The sequence below is a fragment of the Paraburkholderia sp. GAS41 genome, from assembly GCF_050436545.1.
In the GTDB taxonomy this organism is placed as follows: Bacteria; Pseudomonadota; Gammaproteobacteria; order Burkholderiales; family Burkholderiaceae; genus Paraburkholderia.
This window is the reverse complement of the sequence record NZ_JBNDMK010000010.1, coordinates 159,902-175,503: the sequence shown is the minus strand read 5'-3', so window position 1 is coordinate 175,503 and position 15,602 is coordinate 159,902. Positions and strand designations below refer to the sequence as shown.

The following is a 15,602-nucleotide window of genomic DNA, read 5'->3' as shown; positions in this document are numbered from 1 at the left end:
CCGGCCGGTTAGCGTTTTTTGCTTAACGCGCCGGAGCGTGCCCGTGCTGACGAACCTGTGCGAGCACGGAGCCGGCCAGCTCTTTCGCTTCCGTACAGGCGTTGTGGTCGGCCAATACCTTTGCCGCCAGGCTGCCAATGGCGGCGCTCGTCTGTTTGGACGTGTGATGTTGCGCGAGCGCAGAGCCCGCCAGTTCCTTTTCCAGGTGAAACGAACTGTGCCGTGCAAGCACGACGGCGGCCAGATGCGCGATGCGATTGGAGGTTTCTTTTCCGTTCTGATTCAACTTCAACTCCTTTGCGATTTTTCTTAAAGCGGCTTAAAGAGGTGGTTTCGTTCGGCCAAACGAAAAATCAGTATGGTTGACTAAATAAAAGTTATCAACGGCATTAATTTGAGATTTGAATATGAGATGCGGTCGCGGGATTTCGTCCTATTCTTCGGCGGTCCGGCTTCGGACGCCCGATCGATCTTCAAATGACTTCAACGGACTCGGGCGGCGAACGGACGTCTCATCGTCACTTCCTGGTTCTCCTCATGTCCGAAACAAACTTGGCCACGCCGGCCGATCCCGTGCATCTCGTGTGGTCCATCCTGTCTCAGGAAGGCTTCGACGCCGCCCAGCAGTGCGCGGTCGCGCTCGCACACGACGGTACGACGCCGCAGATTCACGCCGACCTGTGCGCGAGCGCAGGGCATTTCGAGCAGGCGTATCACAGTGCATCGCTCGGTCAGGGGAAGTCCACTAGCGGCGGCCGTTATGCGCGGCTTGCCCTGTTTGCTGATGCACTGGGCAAGCAGAACGTCGCGAAGCACTACAGCGAACTGGCCGTCGCGGTCCAACCCGAAGCGCTGACGCTTGAATGGATTGTCGGGTTGATCGACCGCTGTCGCGCTTATTCGGCTGCGGCGCATCTTCTGCGCGCCTACGCTCAGCGCGCACCGCACGATGCGCGCGCACCGTGGTGGCTGGCCGTGGCGCTCGCGTCCGTGGCCGGGGAGCAGGCGGGAGCCGAGGTAGACGCTGAACGCCGTGAAGCGCTGGTGCGTGCCTATGAATTGGATCCGGAGATTCATCCGTTATTGCCGTTGCATCTCGTGCTCGCTTTTCGGGAGATCCGCGATTGGGATACGGTTGAGCGCGTATGTCGTGCTGTACTCGCGAAGCATCCCGCTGATACAGAAATGGCCTGGCAATTGAGCCACGCGCAGTGGCAGCGCGATGACGCGGCCGCGGCTGAGGCGACGATGCGTGCCGTCGATGCAGCCGCGCCGGGCAACGTCGCTGTGATGACCGCCATCGGTCAGTATCTGGCTGAACAGGCGCGCTACGCCGAAAGCGAAACGGCGCTGCATGCTGCGCTTGCCCTCGACCCGAACGCGGCACAACCCGCCATCGATCTGGCCGATCTCGAATTGCGCCGCAGCGACTGGTCGACCGCGTGGCCGCGCTTCGAAGCACGGCTGAGCCGTGACGACCGCGAAGCGAACAACGTGGTCAGCGTGATGGCGCGGCTGTGTCCACGCTGGCGCGGCGAGCCGCTTGCGGGCAAGACGCTCGTCGTCCATAGCGAGCAGGGCAATGGCGACGACATCCAGATGGTGCGCTTCCTGCCGGCGCTGGCGGCGCGCGTGTGGGATGAAGGCGGACGCCTGGTGCTGGCGGTGCGGCGGCCGCTGCAGCCGCTGTTCGCGCGTTTTTATGCCGACTGCGTGTCCATAGAAGACGGTCCGCTCGGCAAGCCCGACTACGGCTTGCCGATGATGAGCATGGCGCACACGCTCGGCTTGCAGCCGGACCAGGTGCAAGGTGGCGCGTACCTGCAAGCGGACGCGCACAGGCTGGCGCAATGGCAGACGAAAGCGCGGCTCGCAAACACTGACGCCACGCTCCACGTTGGCCTTGTCTGGTCCGGAAGCCCCACCCACCGTCGAGATGGGAAACGTTCGATTGCATGGACGGCGTTGGCGCCGGTTCTTGCTCTGCCCAAGGTGGTGTTCTATCCGCTGACGCCCGGCCAGCACGCAGACGTCGCGGGCATGACGGCCGAGGGCTATCGCGTGCATGACCTGAGCGGCCTCTATGAGGCGGGCTTCGACGATGTCGCGGCGCATGTCGCTGCGCTAGATGCCGTGGTCACCATCGATAGCGCGCCGTTGCACCTCGGAGGCGCATTGGGCCGTCCGGTGCTGGCGATGCTCGACCATGTCTCGCACTGGTGCTGGGGCAACGCTGAAACGCAAGCCTGGTACGACTCCGTTGAACTGTTCCGGCAACCACGGCCGGGCGCGTGGGCGCCAGTGGTCGAGCGAGTCGCGGCGCGTCTGCGGGAGATGGCACACGGCGGCGCGTCCGGGGCGCAAGAAAGCGCACGCGTTGTCGGACACGAATGATCGAAATTCGCAGAAGACACGCACGCCTGACAGCTCGCGCGTAGATGAAACAGAACCAGGACAACGAGGTTGAGGGCGGCGCGTTTTGCGCCGCGCCAGTAGACAACTCGCACGCTCTTTTGTACTAGCGTCCCATCAAGGTATCCATGGTTTCGCCGCGCACGAGGATCTCCGTGCGCCGGTTGAGCGCGCGACCCTCAGGCGTGTCGTTGGTTGCCACCGGGTTGTTGTAGGCGTTGCCCTTGGTGCGGATGCGCCCGATTGTCACGCCGCGCGCCACCAGTGCGTAGCCCGCCGCCGTCGCACGGCTTTCCGAGAGTTGCTGATTGTAGTCGAGCGTGCCGACGTTGTCGGTGTAGCCCTCGACCAGAATGGGCTTCTTGCTGCGATTGAGCAAGACCGCCGAGCGGTTGATCACCGCCGCCGCATCGGGACGTATCTCGGACTTGCCGAAGTCGAACAGGGCGGTTTCGGGCAACTTGACCGAGACGCCGTCAGCGACGGGCTTCACTTCGATGCCGACCGCCTCGTTCAACGAAGTCTCTTTCGCGCGATTCAGCGGCGCTGCGCAGCCCGCCAGAACTACGATAGCGATGGCGCACGCCGATACACGCAGGGATGTTCTCATCTTTGCTCTTCTCCTTCAGGATCTGATCACATGGCGCGCCCGCGAGACGTGAATGACACCGAGGTGCGCGGCGCGCCGACTTTGCAAATGCCCCGATCTTTTATCGCGAGAGGCAGTGGGCGGAGAATCAGACCTATCCGAAAGCGACCCATGCATTGACGCGGGTCAGTTCGGGCGCGGGGCAACGGGGAACCTATGAGTGGTCCGCGAACATAAGCATCCCGACGGGGCGCCGTTATAATCCGACACCATGCTCATCCGTTTCGATGCCGCTGACGCCCACTGGCGCGTCGCGCCCTTACCCGGTTTTACTCGCGACCAGAAAGACTGGCTCACGCGCGGTGGTTCGCTGACCGCGCATCTGCGCACGCTCGGCGCGGTTGCGGTACGCGTCACGCGCGAGGCCGTCGCGTTGCCGTGGACGGATGAATACGCCGCGCTCGGCGTCGAATGCCGTGTGCCAGTGTGGGTGCGGGAAGTGGTGTTGTCGGTGGAAGGCACGCCGTTCGTCGCGGCGCACAGCATTGCGCCGCTGGCGGTGAGCGTCGGCGTCTGGCAGGCGATGCGCCGCTTGCGCACCCGGCCGCTGGCCGAACTGCTCTACAGCGACAGCAGCGTCTCGCGTTCAGCGCTGGTGAGCCGCCGGCTCACGGCGCGTCATCCGTTGTACCGGCTGGCGGCTCGCGAAATGAACGGAACTCAGCTGCATCCGCAGGCGCTGGTTGCACGCCGCTCGGTGTTCGAGCGCCACGGTGCGCCGCTGATGGTCACCGAATGCATGTTGCCTGCGCTGTGGGCGCACCTCGCGGTTGCATCGCCGGTAGCGTCGGCGCAGCAGACGCGGGCGCATGTTCGCGAACATGGCCGGCCGCTCGAGCACACGGCTTCACGCGCCCATCCGGTGGCGCAGCATGAGTGCAGCGGGAAGGCGCAGTGAAGCGATGCTTTCCGCCCGTGGTCGACGCCCGTACGCGCGTGCTGGTGCTCGGCAGCTTGCCGGGCGAAGTCTCACTGGCGCAATCCCAGTACTACGCCCACAAGCAGAATCGCTTCTGGGCTTTGATCGGTGATGTAACGGGAGAGGATCTGCTGAGCCTCGACTACGACGCGCGCCTGCAAACGCTGCTGCGCCAACGCATCGGCTTGTGGGATGTCGTCGCCGAGGCGCAGCGGGAAGGCAGTCTGGACAGCCGGATTCGCAACCATGCAAGCAATGACCTGCTGGCGCTGGTTGAATCGCTGCCGCATCTTGCCGCCGTCGCTTTCAACGGCGGCACGGCGACGCGGCTCGGCATGCGCGCTTTGCAGGGCGCAGTGGGGCAGGTTGCATTCATCAGCCTGCCTTCGAGCAGCCCGGCTTACACGCTGTCGTATGCGGAGAAGCTCAAGGCATGGCAGGCGCTACGGCAGTGGCTGGTCTAGCCGCGCGCAGTCGACACCGCGCGCGACCGTCGTCACGCCGGCCTATACCCCGAGTCTTGCAAATTCGCCGTACACGCGCTGCAGCCACACCTTGACGCGTTGCCGCTCCAGCAGACCGAGCCCGGTCGTGGCGCGGTCGGGATGATTCACCGCCGCCCAGAAGCTCGTGCTTTGCCTATCGATCTTCTGCATCGTCGTGTCGGGCAAATGACGCAAGGTCATCACGCTGGCGCCCAGCGCTTCGGCCCGTGCGCGTTCGCCGGAAGCCTCCAGAATCTCGAAGCGATCGCCGCGCACTTCGTTCAGAACCAGAACCAGCTTGAGCCGTCCACCGAACAGGTCGAGCCACTGCCGCAGCAGATCGACCGAGTCGCGGCCGCTGTCCATCACGTGCCACCACGTCAGCGTGATGCCAAGCTCGCCGGCGACGCCGAGCACATCCGCATCGTCGAGCCATCGGGCCAGCGGCTGCTGCGTCTGGGCGGCGAGGTCGACCAGAACGCGTCGCTGCGGATCTTCGCTGGCGGCCTCGATGATGGGATCGAGGCTGTCGTGCTGGTCGAGTACGGCCGGCGCGGCGTAATCGGCGTAAAAGCGCAGCAGTGCGCCGTGCGAGCGGTCCGTGTCGAAGCCCAGAAACGGCACGCCGGTGTCGATAAAATGCTGGGCCAGCAACCGGGCGACGAGCGATTTGCCCACGCCGCCCTTTTCCCCGCCAATGAAGTGAATGGTGCTCATGCTTACGGTTCCTTTGTGGTGGTGTATGTCTGACCGGACGACCGTATCAGGCTCAGGTGACGGCACGGCGAAGAAAGCTTCAGGCAAGGTAACAGCCGCATATCCGCGGACCGCGCGCCGGCAACCACGCGGTAAACGGCAGCGTACATGGAAAAGAAATCCGGGTCTGGCGAATGCTATGCTCTCGTTCGAACCAAAATGGCGTCTTCGACGCGATATCCCCACATGACGAAACTCATCAAGCGCGCTTCGGCTGAAGCGCGTGCATTCCGCAGCAAGCGCGCCGACCCGGCCGACGCCAGCCAGACCCTGCAGAAAATCGCGCGCACGGGCAAACGTGCAGCGCGCGACGAAGAACTCGACGACGCCCCGCCAATCGAAGCGCCGCGCAAGCCGCGCTTCGCACCGGTGACGTTCTCGGAAGAGGGCGGCGTGCGCTATCTGCACTTCGGTACGGAATGGGTGCAAGGCGCGATGCGTTTGCGCAAGCCCGATCACATCGAACTCGAATACGCGCAGCAGATGATGGCCTGGCTGCTGTTCCTCGAAACGCCGGCGCGCGTCGTCCAGCTCGGCCTCGGCTCCGCGGCGCTGACCAAGTTCGCCTATCGTTTCCTGAAGCAGGCGAAGGTCGAAGCGGTGGAGTTGAATCCGGCGGTGGTGGTCGCGGCACGCACCATGTTCGAACTGCCGCATGACGATGCCCGTTTGACGGTGCACGAAACCGATGCATGGGACTTCGTCAACGATCGCGCCAACCACGGCACGATCGGCGCGCTGCAAATCGACGTCTACGATGCCACCGCACGGGGTCCGGTGCTCGACAGCGTGGCGTTTTACCGTGCCGTGCGCGCGTGCCTGACTGATGCGGGCGTGGTGACGGTGAACCTGTTCGGCGATCACCCGAGCTTCGTGCGTAACATGAAGCGCCTGAACGAAGCCTTTGACGGCCGCGTGTTTGCGCTGCCGGAAGTGCATGACGGCAACCGCGTGGCGATCGCGTTTTCGGGGCCGGCGCTCGATGTGCCGTTCGCGACCTTGCAGGACCGCGCGAGGTTGATCGAAGCCGAACTCGGTTTGCCGGCGCGCAAGTGGATCAAGGGTCTGCAGGAATCGACCGGCCAGCAGGGCGTTTCGTTCTCGATCTAGGTTGATGGCCCGGTGCACGCGACCTCGTGCACCGGCAGCAGGGCCGGCGGCGACGCCGGCCCGTACATTGCGTCATTGCGTCATCGCGTCATTGCGTCAGCGCACCAGCGCACCACCGCACCACCGCACCACCACGGTGTGGCCCCCGCCAGGCACGTACTCCAAGCCACCACCACGTCCACCCAGCGAACGTTCCTGACCGCGATACATCGCTTCTCCTACCCCCGAACATGGCCGTTTCGCCTCGGGTCGTCCCTGCTTGACCGTACCTTTGCGACTCCTATACTCTTTCATTGCTTTCGGGGGCGTTCGTGGCCCATCCGCGGGGCGGCCTCTAGCCACCGGGGTCGCCGTCCGTCAACTACGGGACACAAATCAATAAAAGGAAAGAGACGTCATGGCTCAAGACGCCACCGCGAACAAGGCCAGCAAACACTGGCTCTGGTTGCTGCTGCTCCCCTGGATCGCGATGATCTGGGTGCCGTCATACAACAAGGTCGAACCCCAACTGTTCGATTTCCCGTTCTTCTATTGGTATCAACTGCTGTGGGTGTTGATCAGCGCAGTCATCACGGCACTCGTCTACTTCAAGACCAAAAAACGTTCAACGGGTAGCTCACAGGGAGGCGTTCAATGAATCCCGTCGCTACCTTTGTATTCGTCCTGTTCTTTATCGGCGTCACGATCCTCGGCTTCATTGCCGCGCACTGGCGGCGCGGCGATCTCGCGCACCTCGAAGAGTGGGGCCTCGGCGGCCGGCGCTTCGGCACCATCGTCACGTGGTTCCTGCTGGGCGGCGACCTGTACACTGCCTACACCTTCGTCGCGGTGCCCGCACTCGTGTTCGGCGCCGGAGCCACCGGTTTCTTCGCGCTCCCCTATACGATCCTGATCTATCCGTTCGCGTTCGTGGTTTTCCCGAAACTGTGGAGCATTGCGAAACGTCAGGGCTACGTGACGTCCGCCGACTTCGTCAACGCCCGCTACGGCAGCAAAACGCTCGCGCTGGCAGTCGCCGTGACCGGCATCGTGGCCACCATGCCGTATATCGCGCTGCAACTGGTCGGTATCGAAGTGGTGATCGGCGCGCTCGGTTTCGACACCACGGGTTTCGTCGGCGATCTGCCGCTCATCATCGCCTTCGCGATTCTGGCGGCCTACACCTACACGTCGGGCCTGCGCGCGCCGGCCATGATCGCGGTCGTCAAGGACGTGCTGATCTACATCACGATTGCCGCCGCGGTGATCGTGATTCCGCCGCAACTGGGCGGCTTCGGTCACATCTTCAGCGCGGTACCGCCTGCCAAGCTGCTGCTCAAGGCGCCTGACGTGTCGAGTCTGAACGGCTATAGCGCGTATGCCACGCTGGCAGTCGGCTCGGCGCTCGCGCTGTTCCTCTATCCGCACTCGATTACCGCAGTGCTGTCGTCAAAGTCGGGCAATACGATCCGCCGCAACATGGCGATGTTGCCGGCCTATTCGCTGGTGCTCGGCCTGCTGGCGCTGCTCGGCTTCATGGCGCTCGCCGCGGGCGTGAAGGACATGCCGGAATTCGCGCCGTACTTCAAGGCTTTTGGCCCGAACTTCGCGGTGCCGGCGCTGTTCCTGCATTTCTTTCCGTCGTGGTTCGTCGGTGTGGCGTTCGCGGCCATCGGCATCGGCGCGCTGGTGCCGGCCGCCATCATGTCGATCGCGGCGGCCAATCTCTACACGCGCAACATCCATAAGGAGTTCATCAACCGCAACATGACGAATGAGCAGGAAACCAATATCGCCAAACTGGTTTCGCTGATCGTCAAGGTGGGCGCGGTGGCCTTCATTCTCGGCTTGCCGCTCACGTATGCGATCCAGTTGCAGTTGCTGGGCGGCATCTGGATCATCCAGACGCTGCCGGCCATCGTGCTGGGACTGTACACGCGCGTACTCGACTATCGCGGCCTGCTGCTAGGCTGGGCAGCGGGCATTGCGACCGGCACGTGGATGGCGGTGTCGCTGAAGCTGACGACCTCGATCTTTACCCTCCACCTGTTCGGTCTCGCAATTCCGGGCTATGCCGCGGTGTGGTCGCTGATCGTGAACCTGGTAGTGTCCGTGGTGGCGAGCCTGCTGGTGCGTGCGATGGGCATGAAGCACGCGGAAGATCGCACCCGGCCGGAAGACTATCTGGACCTGGCTTAAGACCGATCCGGCGGCGGCGGGGGAGTCAGCGTCCCGAGGCATCCCCAGCCGTTCGTATGTATTCTTCAGGCGTTCCCAGGCGTTCCCAGGCGTTCCCAGGCGTTTTCCAGGCATTTTCCAGACGCCCGCAACGAAAATTTGCGGGCGTTTTGCATTTTGGTGCAGGATAGGCGAACTGCGTCCCCCGCTCCCGCGCAACCATGTCCTCAGCCGATTCTGATTCTGCGATGCCGCGTCTACCCCGTAGCCGGGTCGGTCGCGTCATCAGGATGATCACCTCGCCGTACTACCGCTACCGGCACGCCAAACTGCTGCACAGCGTGCGGGTCGGGTTGGCGATGATGGTGTCGATCCTCGCCACGACGGGCATCAATATTCCGCATGGCATCTGGGCCTCGGTGACGGTGCTGGTGGTGATCGGCGGCTTGCAGCATCACGGCAATATCCGCAAGAAATCCGCGGACCGGGCGGCCGGCACGCTGCTCGGGGCATGCATCGGACTCACGCTGATCCTGCAGCAGAGTCTGATCGGTTCGCTGTGGCTCACCTACGTGCTGATGTCCATCGTGGCGGGTATCTGCGCGTGGTACGCCATCGGCAAGGCCGGGTATATCGGGCTGTTGACGGCGATCACCATGTGCGTCGTCGCGGGCCACGGCGACAATATGATGGATACGGGCTTGTGGCGCACGCTGAACGTGCTGATCGGCATTGTGATTGCGCTGGCGTTCTCGTTCGCGCTACCGCTGCATGCGACCTATTCGTGGCGTTACCTGCTCGCCGACAATCTGCGTGGCTGCGCGCGCATCTATACGCGCCTCGTGGAGGGCGCGCCATTGAGTGCGGACGAACAGCTCAAGACGTTTCTCGAACTCGGCGCTCGGCTCGTGCAATTGCGCGGGTTGATGCCTTCGGTGGCGAAGGAAATCGAGGCAGCGCCAGGAAAACTGGATGAGATTCAGCGCGTGCACCGCTCGGTGTTGAGTGCCCTCGAAATCATGGCGACCGGCGCGCTGGCGCAAGCGGACGTCGCAGGGCGTGCGGCGTTTGCGCGCCAGTGCGGCGCCGAGGCACGCGCGGTGCGCGCCATGTTGCTGACGATGGCGCGTGGCCTGCGCTTCGGCGGCGCGGCGCGGTTCCTCGCGCCTAAGGTCGTGCTGGCGCGGGTTCCGGGCGCCGCGCTCGCGCAGCACCTTGCCCCGGAACTGCAGGGGCCGTACTGGCTGGGCGAGCGGATGATCGAGCAGGTGGACCACTTGCGGGCGCTGCTGCTCGAGACGGAGCCGAACTGGAATATCGAGCGGCACGGCCCGCAGGTGCGTGCCGCGGGCCGGTCCGGTTGAGGCGCTGAAGCGCGTGTTTTGCGCTTCGGCCGGAAGGCGGAGCCGGCCGCGCTTAGTTGCCCTTAGCTGCCCTTAGCTGCCCTTAGCTGCCCTTAGCTGCCTTGGGGAATGGTCACCATCCAGCCGATGCCGAACTTGTCGGTTACCATGCCGAAGCCCTTGGACCAGAACGTGGGCTGCCAGGGCATATTGACCGTGCCGGCTTCAGCCAGCGCGTTGAAGAGTTTTTCGCCGTGGGCGAGATCGTCGGCCGTCAGCGACAGCCTGTAACCGTTAGGGGTCACGTCTTCGCTCATGCAGTCGTCGGACATCATCAGGATGCTCGAGCCGATTTTCACGGAGGCATGCATGATCTTGTTGTCGTTTTTCGGATCGGCCGGGCGGTTGGCGTCGGGCGGCGCGTCCTTGTATTGCATCTTGAGCATGACCTCGGCGCCGAGCGTGTCGGCATAGAAGCTCAGCGCTTGTTCGCAGCGGCCGTCGAAAAATACATAGGGCTGGATTTCCATCGTCGTCTCCCGGAATATTTGACTCACGCGGCGCATTGACTATCCGGGCGGATAGAACAACGCCACAGCAGACGATTGTAGCCGTCTGCTGTGGCGTCAATTGTGAAAGCCGGTAAAGCCGTGGGACACCCGATGGAACCTGACCTGTCCGACAGAACGCCAAGCCCCACCGAGCCCGAAGCGGCCCTTAACGCAGTTCTTCGATCAGCTTTTCCAGCTTGCGGGCGTCAGCGGCGAATGCGCGGATGCCTTCGGCGAGCTTTTCAGTGGCCATGGCTTCGTCGTTGACGAGGAAGCGGAACGACGATTCGTCGACCGGCACGCGTTCGATATTGCCGCTCTGGCCCAGTTCCGGCGACAGCTTGCGCTCCACCTTGTCGGTACTGTCCTGCAGCTTTTGCAGCAGGTCGGGGCTGATCGTCAGCAGGTCGCAGCCCGCCAGTTCGAGAACCTGGCCCGGTGTGCGGAAGCTCGCGCCCATCACCTCGGTCTTGTAGCCGAACTTCTTGTAGTACGCGTAGATGCGGTGGACCGACTGCACGCCCGGATCGTTCGCGCCGCCGTCCTTCGCTTCGTCCCACGCGCTGCCGGCATTCTTCTTGTACCAGTCGTAGATACGGCCCACGAACGGCGAGATCAGTTGCGCACCGGCTTCGGCGCAGGCCGCGGCCTGGGCGAGCGAGAACAGCAGCGTCATGTTGCAGTGGATGCCGTCTTTCTGCAGTTGCTCGGCCGCGCGGATACCTTCCCACGTGGAGGCGAGCTTGATCAGGATGCGCTCGCGGCCGATGCCGGCAGCTTCGTACAGCTTGATCAGTTCGTGGCCCTTGGCGATCGAAGCCTTGGTGTCGAACGACAGGCGCGCGTCGACTTCGGTCGAGACGCGGCCCGGGATGATCTTGAGGATTTCGGTGCCGAAGGCGATCAGCAGATGGTCGATGATTTCACCGACCGGCTTCGACGCGTGATCGCGCACGGTTTTTTCGAGCAGCGGGCGGTAGTCGTCTTTCTGCACGGCCTTGAGGATCAGCGACGGATTGGTGGTCGCGTCGCGCGGCTTGTACTGGGCGAGTTGTTGGAAGTCACCAGTATCGGCGACGACGATTGTGAACTGCTTGAGTTGATCGAGTGCGGTAGTCATGTCGAGCCTTCAAGGCGCACAGGCGCAATGGTCCAAGGGTGGAGGGTGCCGCAGAGGCAACCAGGGGCGGTTGCTCGGGCGGCCGCATTTCACGCTGCGGCACTTCCATGATTCTGCCGGGAAATGCCGCCCGGTACTTCTATTCTATGGCGGATCGGCTCATGCGATATTGACATGTGCATTTGCCGATACGTTCAACCTTCGTCGCGGCCGGCTCCCGGCTGTGTGCGGGTGGGCTGAGCCTCGTCCCGGCAGGGTTCGTGCTTTGGTCGTGCTTCGTTCCGGCTTTACTCAGGCTTCGCTCAGAGTTCGTTCAGGGTTCGGCCAGCCTTCGTTCAGGGATCGCTCAGCTGCCGTCCCACCTTCGTTCAGGCACGCCGCGCGTTCAGCACGATCTGCGTCAGAACGCCCGCCACCAGTCCCCAGAAAGCCGAGCCGATCGACAGAAGTGTGAGTCCGGAGGCAGTCACCATGAAGGTCACCAGCGCCGCTTCGCGCTGTTTCAGATCCTGCATGGCGTTGGCGAGACCGCTCATGATCGAGCCGAACAGCGCCAGCGCCGCCACCGACACCACCAGCGCCTTGGGCAGCGAAGCGAACAGGGCGGCGATGGTGGCGCCGAAAATCCCCGCGATCAGGTAAAACACGCCAGCCCAGACGGCCGCCGTGTAGCGCTTGTTGCGGTCCTCGTGCGCTTCGGGGCCGGTACAGATGGCCGCAGTGATGGCCGCGAGATTGATGCCGTGCGAGCCGAACGGCGCGAGCAGCAACGAGGCGAGGCCGGTGGTGGCGATCAGCGGGGCGGACGGCGTCGTGTAGCCGTCGGCGCGCAGCACGGCGATACCCGGCACGTTCTGCGACGCCATCGCGACCACGAACAGCGGAATGCCGATGCTGACGATTGCCGCGATCGAAAACACCGGCAGGGTCAGCACCGGATGGGCGAGCGCCACGCGGAAGTGGCTGAAGTCGAGCAGGCCGAGCCCGCCGGCCACCGCCGTGCCGACGATCAGCGTGGTCACGATCGCATAGCGGGGCGCGAGGCGCTTGAGGACGAGGTACGTGAAGAACATCGCCAGCACTAGCGCGGTCTGGAACTGCGCCGCGCGGAAAATTTCGATGCCGATCTCGAACAGGATGCCCGCCAGCAGCGCGGAGGCGATCCCGGCTGGAATCTTTTTCATCAGCGTATCGAACCAGCCGGTCAGTCCGACCACCGTCAACAGCACCGCGCAGACGATAAACGCCCCGATCGCTTCCGGATAGGTCACATGCGGCAGGGAAGAGACCAGTAGCGCGGCGCCCGGTGTCGACCAGGCGATCACGATCGGCGCACGGAAGCGCAGCGACAGGCCGATCGTGCACAAGGCCATGCCGATCGAGAGCGCCCAGATCCACGAAGAAATCTGCGCATCGGACAGATGCGCCGCCTGGCCCGCCTGGAACATCAGCACGAGTGAGCTGGTATAGCCCGTCATCATCGCGACAAAGCCGGCGACCACGGCCGATAGCGAGGTGTCCGCGAATGGCCGTAGGCGCGCAGGCGGCGCGGCGGAAGGGGACAACTCAGGCGACGAAGGGGAACTCATGCAGGGTGTCTCGGGTTTCTGGTGGATCAGATTCTGGTTGGCGTTACGAGCAACTTGGTACTGGCCGCTGCTTGCTCGGCCGATTCGCGCGGCGGGTCGGCCAGATTACTTGCTCAACGCGCGCATGGCGGTTTCCAGTCCGGCGAGGGTGAGAGGATACATCCTGTGGCCCAGCACTTCGCGAATCACCGAGACGGATTGCCGGTATTCCCAGAGACCCTCGGGCTCGGGATTCAGCCAGGCATGTCGCGGAAAGTGGTCGGCCAGACGCCGTAGCCACACGGCTCCCGGCTCAGGATTGTTGTACTCGACCGAGCCGCCCGGCTGCAGCACTTCGTACGGGCTCATCGTGGCATCGCCGACGAAAATCAGTTTGTACTCCGGCGTAAACTTGTGCAGCACGTCCCACGTGGGCATGCGTTCCGCATGGCGACGGCGGTTGTTCTTCCACAGGAAGTCGTACACGCAGTTGTGGAAGTAATAGAACTCGAGGTGCTTGAACTCGGCCTTGGCGGCGGAGAAGAGTTCCTCGGTGCGCTTGATGTGGTCGTCCATCGAGCCGCCCACGTCGAGCAGCATCAGTACCTTCACGTTGTTGTGCCGCTCCGGGACCATCTTCAGATCGAGCCAGCCGGCGTTGGCGGCGGTGCTGCGGATCGTGTCGGGCAGGTCGAGTTCTTCCGCGGCGCCTTCGCGCGCGAAGCGCCGCAGCCGCCGCAGGGCGACCTTGATGTTGCGGGTACCGATCTCGACCTGGTCGTCGTAGTCGCGATAGGCGCGCGCTTCCCACACCTTGACGCCGGTGCGGTTGCCGCTCGACTCGCCGCCAATGCGGATGCCTTCCGGGTTGTAGCCACCGTTGCCGAACGGCGACGTGCCGCCCGTGCCGATCCATTTGTTGCCGCCTTCGTGGCGGTCCTTCTGCTCGTCGAACAGTTCCTTGAGGCGGTCCATCAGCTTGTCGAGACCGCCCATCGCTTCGATCTGCGCTTTTTCTTCCGGCGACAAATCGCGCTGCAACTTTTTCTTCAACCAGTCGGGCGGTACGTCGAGCGCGAGTTCGGACTTCGCTGCGACGCCGTTGAAATACGCGCCGAACGCCTGGTCGAACTTGTCGAAATACTGCTCGTCTTTCACCAGCGCGAGACGGGCGAGGTAATAGAATTCGTCGAGCGACGGCGTGATCACGTTCGCCTTCAGCGCTTCGAGCAGCGTCAGATATTCCTTGACGGAAACGGGCAATTTCGCCGCGCGCAACGAATAGAAGAAATCGATCAGCATGCAGGTCCCTCTCTCGTTAACGCGCCTCGCGCATCGTGCTTCCGGCGCGCCGGCCCCACTCGTGCGCTTGTCTATTCCACGCACGCACCAGTTTCAACGGTTGTTGCGATTCATGAAAATGAGCCGCTCGAACAGGCTCACGTCCTGCTCGTTCTTCAGTAGCGCGCCATGCAGCGGCGGAATGATCTGCTTGTTGTCCGTCGAGCGCAGCGCTTCGGGCGGAATGTCTTCGGCCAGCAGGAGCTTCAGCCAGTCGAGCAGTTCCGAGGTGGACGGCTTTTTCTTCAACCCCGAGACGTTACGCAGTTCGAAGAAACTCGCCATGGCCGCGCTCAGCAAGTCCTTCTTGATGTTGGGGAAGTGCACGTTGACGATCTGCTGCATCGTCACCGGCTCCGGGAACTTGATGTAGTGGAAGAAGCAGCGGCGCAGGAACGCGTCGGGCAATTCCTTCTCGTTGTTCGACGTGATGATGACGAGCGGGCGGTGTTTCGCGCGCACCAGCTCGTGCGTCTCATAGACGTAGAACTCCATGCGGTCGAGTTCGCGCAGCAGGTCGTTGGGAAATTCGATGTCGGCCTTGTCGATCTCGTCGATCAGCAGCACGGTTTGCTGATCCGCTTCGAACGCCTGCCACAACACGCCCTTGACGATGTAGTTGCGGATGTCCTTGACACGTTCGTCGCCGAGCTGCGAATCGCGCAGGCGCGACACCGCATCGTATTCATACAGGCCCTGCTGCGCCTTGGTAGTGGACTTGATGTGCCATTGCAGGAGCGGCATGCCAAGCGCCGCGGCGACTTCCTCGGCGAGCATGGTTTTGCCGGTGCCGGGCTCGCCTTTGATGAGCAGCGGGCGCTGCAAGGTCATCGCGGCGTTGACCGCGAGCTTGAGGTCGTCGGTGGCGACGTACTGCGATGAGCCTTCGAAACGCATGACGAGACGCTCGTTCGGAGAAAAATTCCAGTATAAGTCAGAAGCCCTGTTGGGCTGACGCGGGCTGTCGTATGGTGTCACCCGCACCGCTGCCGGGTGCGCGGCCCGGTGGGCGGGCGGCGTGCCAGGGCAGCCGGTGGCGAGCGGGGAGGCGCGCCGGACCGCGCCTCCCCGCCCGGTGGACGCCCGCGGCGGCGGCGCGGTACAATTAGCCCGATTTTTTTGGCCTGCGTGGCAACCCTAGAAGAAGAATGGTGCAGGCCGTTGCCTTTCGGGCGCCCGTTTCCCCTCAAG

Annotated in this window: 15 protein-coding genes; 7 read left to right on the top strand and 8 right to left on the bottom strand. The window is 63.4% G+C overall.

Going from position 1 to position 15,602, the window contains the following annotated elements:
* Positions 1-22: 22 nt before the first annotated feature.
* A complete protein-coding gene (locus tag P3T43_RS16390; protein ID WP_429282080.1) occupies positions 23-286 on the bottom strand; it encodes a hypothetical protein in 264 nt (87 codons plus the stop codon).
* 251 nt (positions 287-537) lie between these two features.
* Here P3T43_RS16390 and P3T43_RS16385 point away from each other — a divergent pair, with 251 nt between their 5' ends.
* The gene (locus tag P3T43_RS16385) at positions 538-2,394 is read left to right on the top strand and encodes a hypothetical protein (RefSeq protein ID WP_429282079.1); all 1,857 of its coding nucleotides are present in this window, start codon (positions 538-540) and stop codon (positions 2,392-2,394) included.
* A gap of 124 nt (positions 2,395-2,518) precedes the next feature.
* On the opposite strand, the gene P3T43_RS16380 is transcribed toward P3T43_RS16385, so the two are convergent.
* The gene (locus P3T43_RS16380) at positions 2,519-3,022 is read right to left on the bottom strand and encodes an OmpA family protein (protein ID WP_429282078.1); all 504 of its coding nucleotides are present in this window, start codon (positions 3,020-3,022) and stop codon (positions 2,519-2,521) included.
* 250 nt (positions 3,023-3,272) lie between these two features.
* Between P3T43_RS16380 and P3T43_RS16375 the strand changes: the two genes are divergently transcribed.
* Positions 3,273-3,959: a chorismate--pyruvate lyase family protein gene (locus P3T43_RS16375; protein ID WP_429282077.1), complete on the top strand. Its 687-nt coding sequence runs from the start codon at positions 3,273-3,275 to the stop codon at positions 3,957-3,959.
* Positions 3,956-4,444, top strand: a complete 489-nt coding sequence (locus P3T43_RS16370) for a DNA-deoxyinosine glycosylase (protein ID WP_429282076.1) — start codon at positions 3,956-3,958, stop codon at positions 4,442-4,444. The genes P3T43_RS16375 and P3T43_RS16370 overlap by 4 nt, the downstream gene beginning before the upstream one ends.
* A gap of 42 nt (positions 4,445-4,486) precedes the next feature.
* Here the strand turns inward: P3T43_RS16370 and P3T43_RS16365 are convergent, their stop codons facing one another.
* Positions 4,487-5,182 carry a mobilization protein gene (locus P3T43_RS16365; protein ID WP_429282075.1) on the bottom strand — a complete coding sequence of 232 codons (696 nt, stop codon included), beginning with the start codon at positions 5,180-5,182 and terminating at the stop codon, positions 4,487-4,489.
* A 225-nt stretch (positions 5,183-5,407) separates the two neighbouring features.
* On the opposite strand from P3T43_RS16365, the gene P3T43_RS16360 reads away from it, so the two are divergent.
* The 4 genes from P3T43_RS16360 (at position 5,408) to P3T43_RS16345 (ending at position 9,852) form a co-directional block, all read left to right on the top strand.
* Positions 5,408-6,331 carry a spermidine synthase gene (locus P3T43_RS16360; RefSeq protein ID WP_429282074.1) on the top strand — a complete coding sequence of 308 codons (924 nt, stop codon included), beginning with the start codon at positions 5,408-5,410 and terminating at the stop codon, positions 6,329-6,331.
* 397 nt (positions 6,332-6,728) lie between these two features.
* Positions 6,729-6,968: a DUF3311 domain-containing protein gene (locus tag P3T43_RS16355; RefSeq protein ID WP_429282073.1), complete on the top strand. Its 240-nt coding sequence runs from the start codon at positions 6,729-6,731 to the stop codon at positions 6,966-6,968.
* Positions 6,965-8,509, top strand: coding sequence for a monocarboxylate uptake permease MctP (gene mctP, locus P3T43_RS16350; protein ID WP_429282072.1), 1,545 nt, complete (start codon positions 6,965-6,967; stop codon positions 8,507-8,509). The genes P3T43_RS16355 and mctP overlap by 4 nt, the downstream gene beginning before the upstream one ends.
* Before the next feature lie 200 nt (positions 8,510-8,709).
* Entirely contained in the window at positions 8,710-9,852 is a 1,143-nt protein-coding gene (locus tag P3T43_RS16345) for an FUSC family protein (RefSeq protein WP_429282071.1), read from the top strand.
* Between the two features lie 92 nt (positions 9,853-9,944).
* Here P3T43_RS16345 and yjdN read toward each other — a convergent pair whose 3' ends face one another.
* The 5 genes from yjdN to P3T43_RS16320 form a co-directional block, all read right to left on the bottom strand.
* On the bottom strand, positions 9,945-10,361 hold the full coding sequence (gene yjdN / locus P3T43_RS16340; RefSeq protein ID WP_429282070.1) for a VOC family metalloprotein YjdN: 417 nt from the start codon (positions 10,359-10,361) through the stop codon (positions 9,945-9,947).
* Between the two features lie 187 nt (positions 10,362-10,548).
* Positions 10,549-11,502 (bottom strand): transaldolase, encoded by a 954-nt coding sequence (tal, locus tag P3T43_RS16335; RefSeq protein WP_429282069.1) that lies wholly within the window; start codon positions 11,500-11,502, stop codon positions 10,549-10,551.
* 368 nt (positions 11,503-11,870) lie between these two features.
* Positions 11,871-13,091, bottom strand: a complete 1,221-nt coding sequence (locus P3T43_RS16330) for a benzoate/H(+) symporter BenE family transporter (protein WP_429282068.1) — start codon at positions 13,089-13,091, stop codon at positions 11,871-11,873.
* Between the two features lie 105 nt (positions 13,092-13,196).
* Positions 13,197-14,372, bottom strand: coding sequence for a vWA domain-containing protein (locus P3T43_RS16325; protein ID WP_429282067.1), 1,176 nt, complete (start codon positions 14,370-14,372; stop codon positions 13,197-13,199).
* A gap of 93 nt (positions 14,373-14,465) precedes the next feature.
* Complete coding sequence (locus P3T43_RS16320) at positions 14,466-15,308, bottom strand: AAA family ATPase (RefSeq protein ID WP_429282066.1); 843 nt, start codon at positions 15,306-15,308, stop codon at positions 14,466-14,468.
* Positions 15,309-15,602 lie beyond the last annotated feature (294 nt).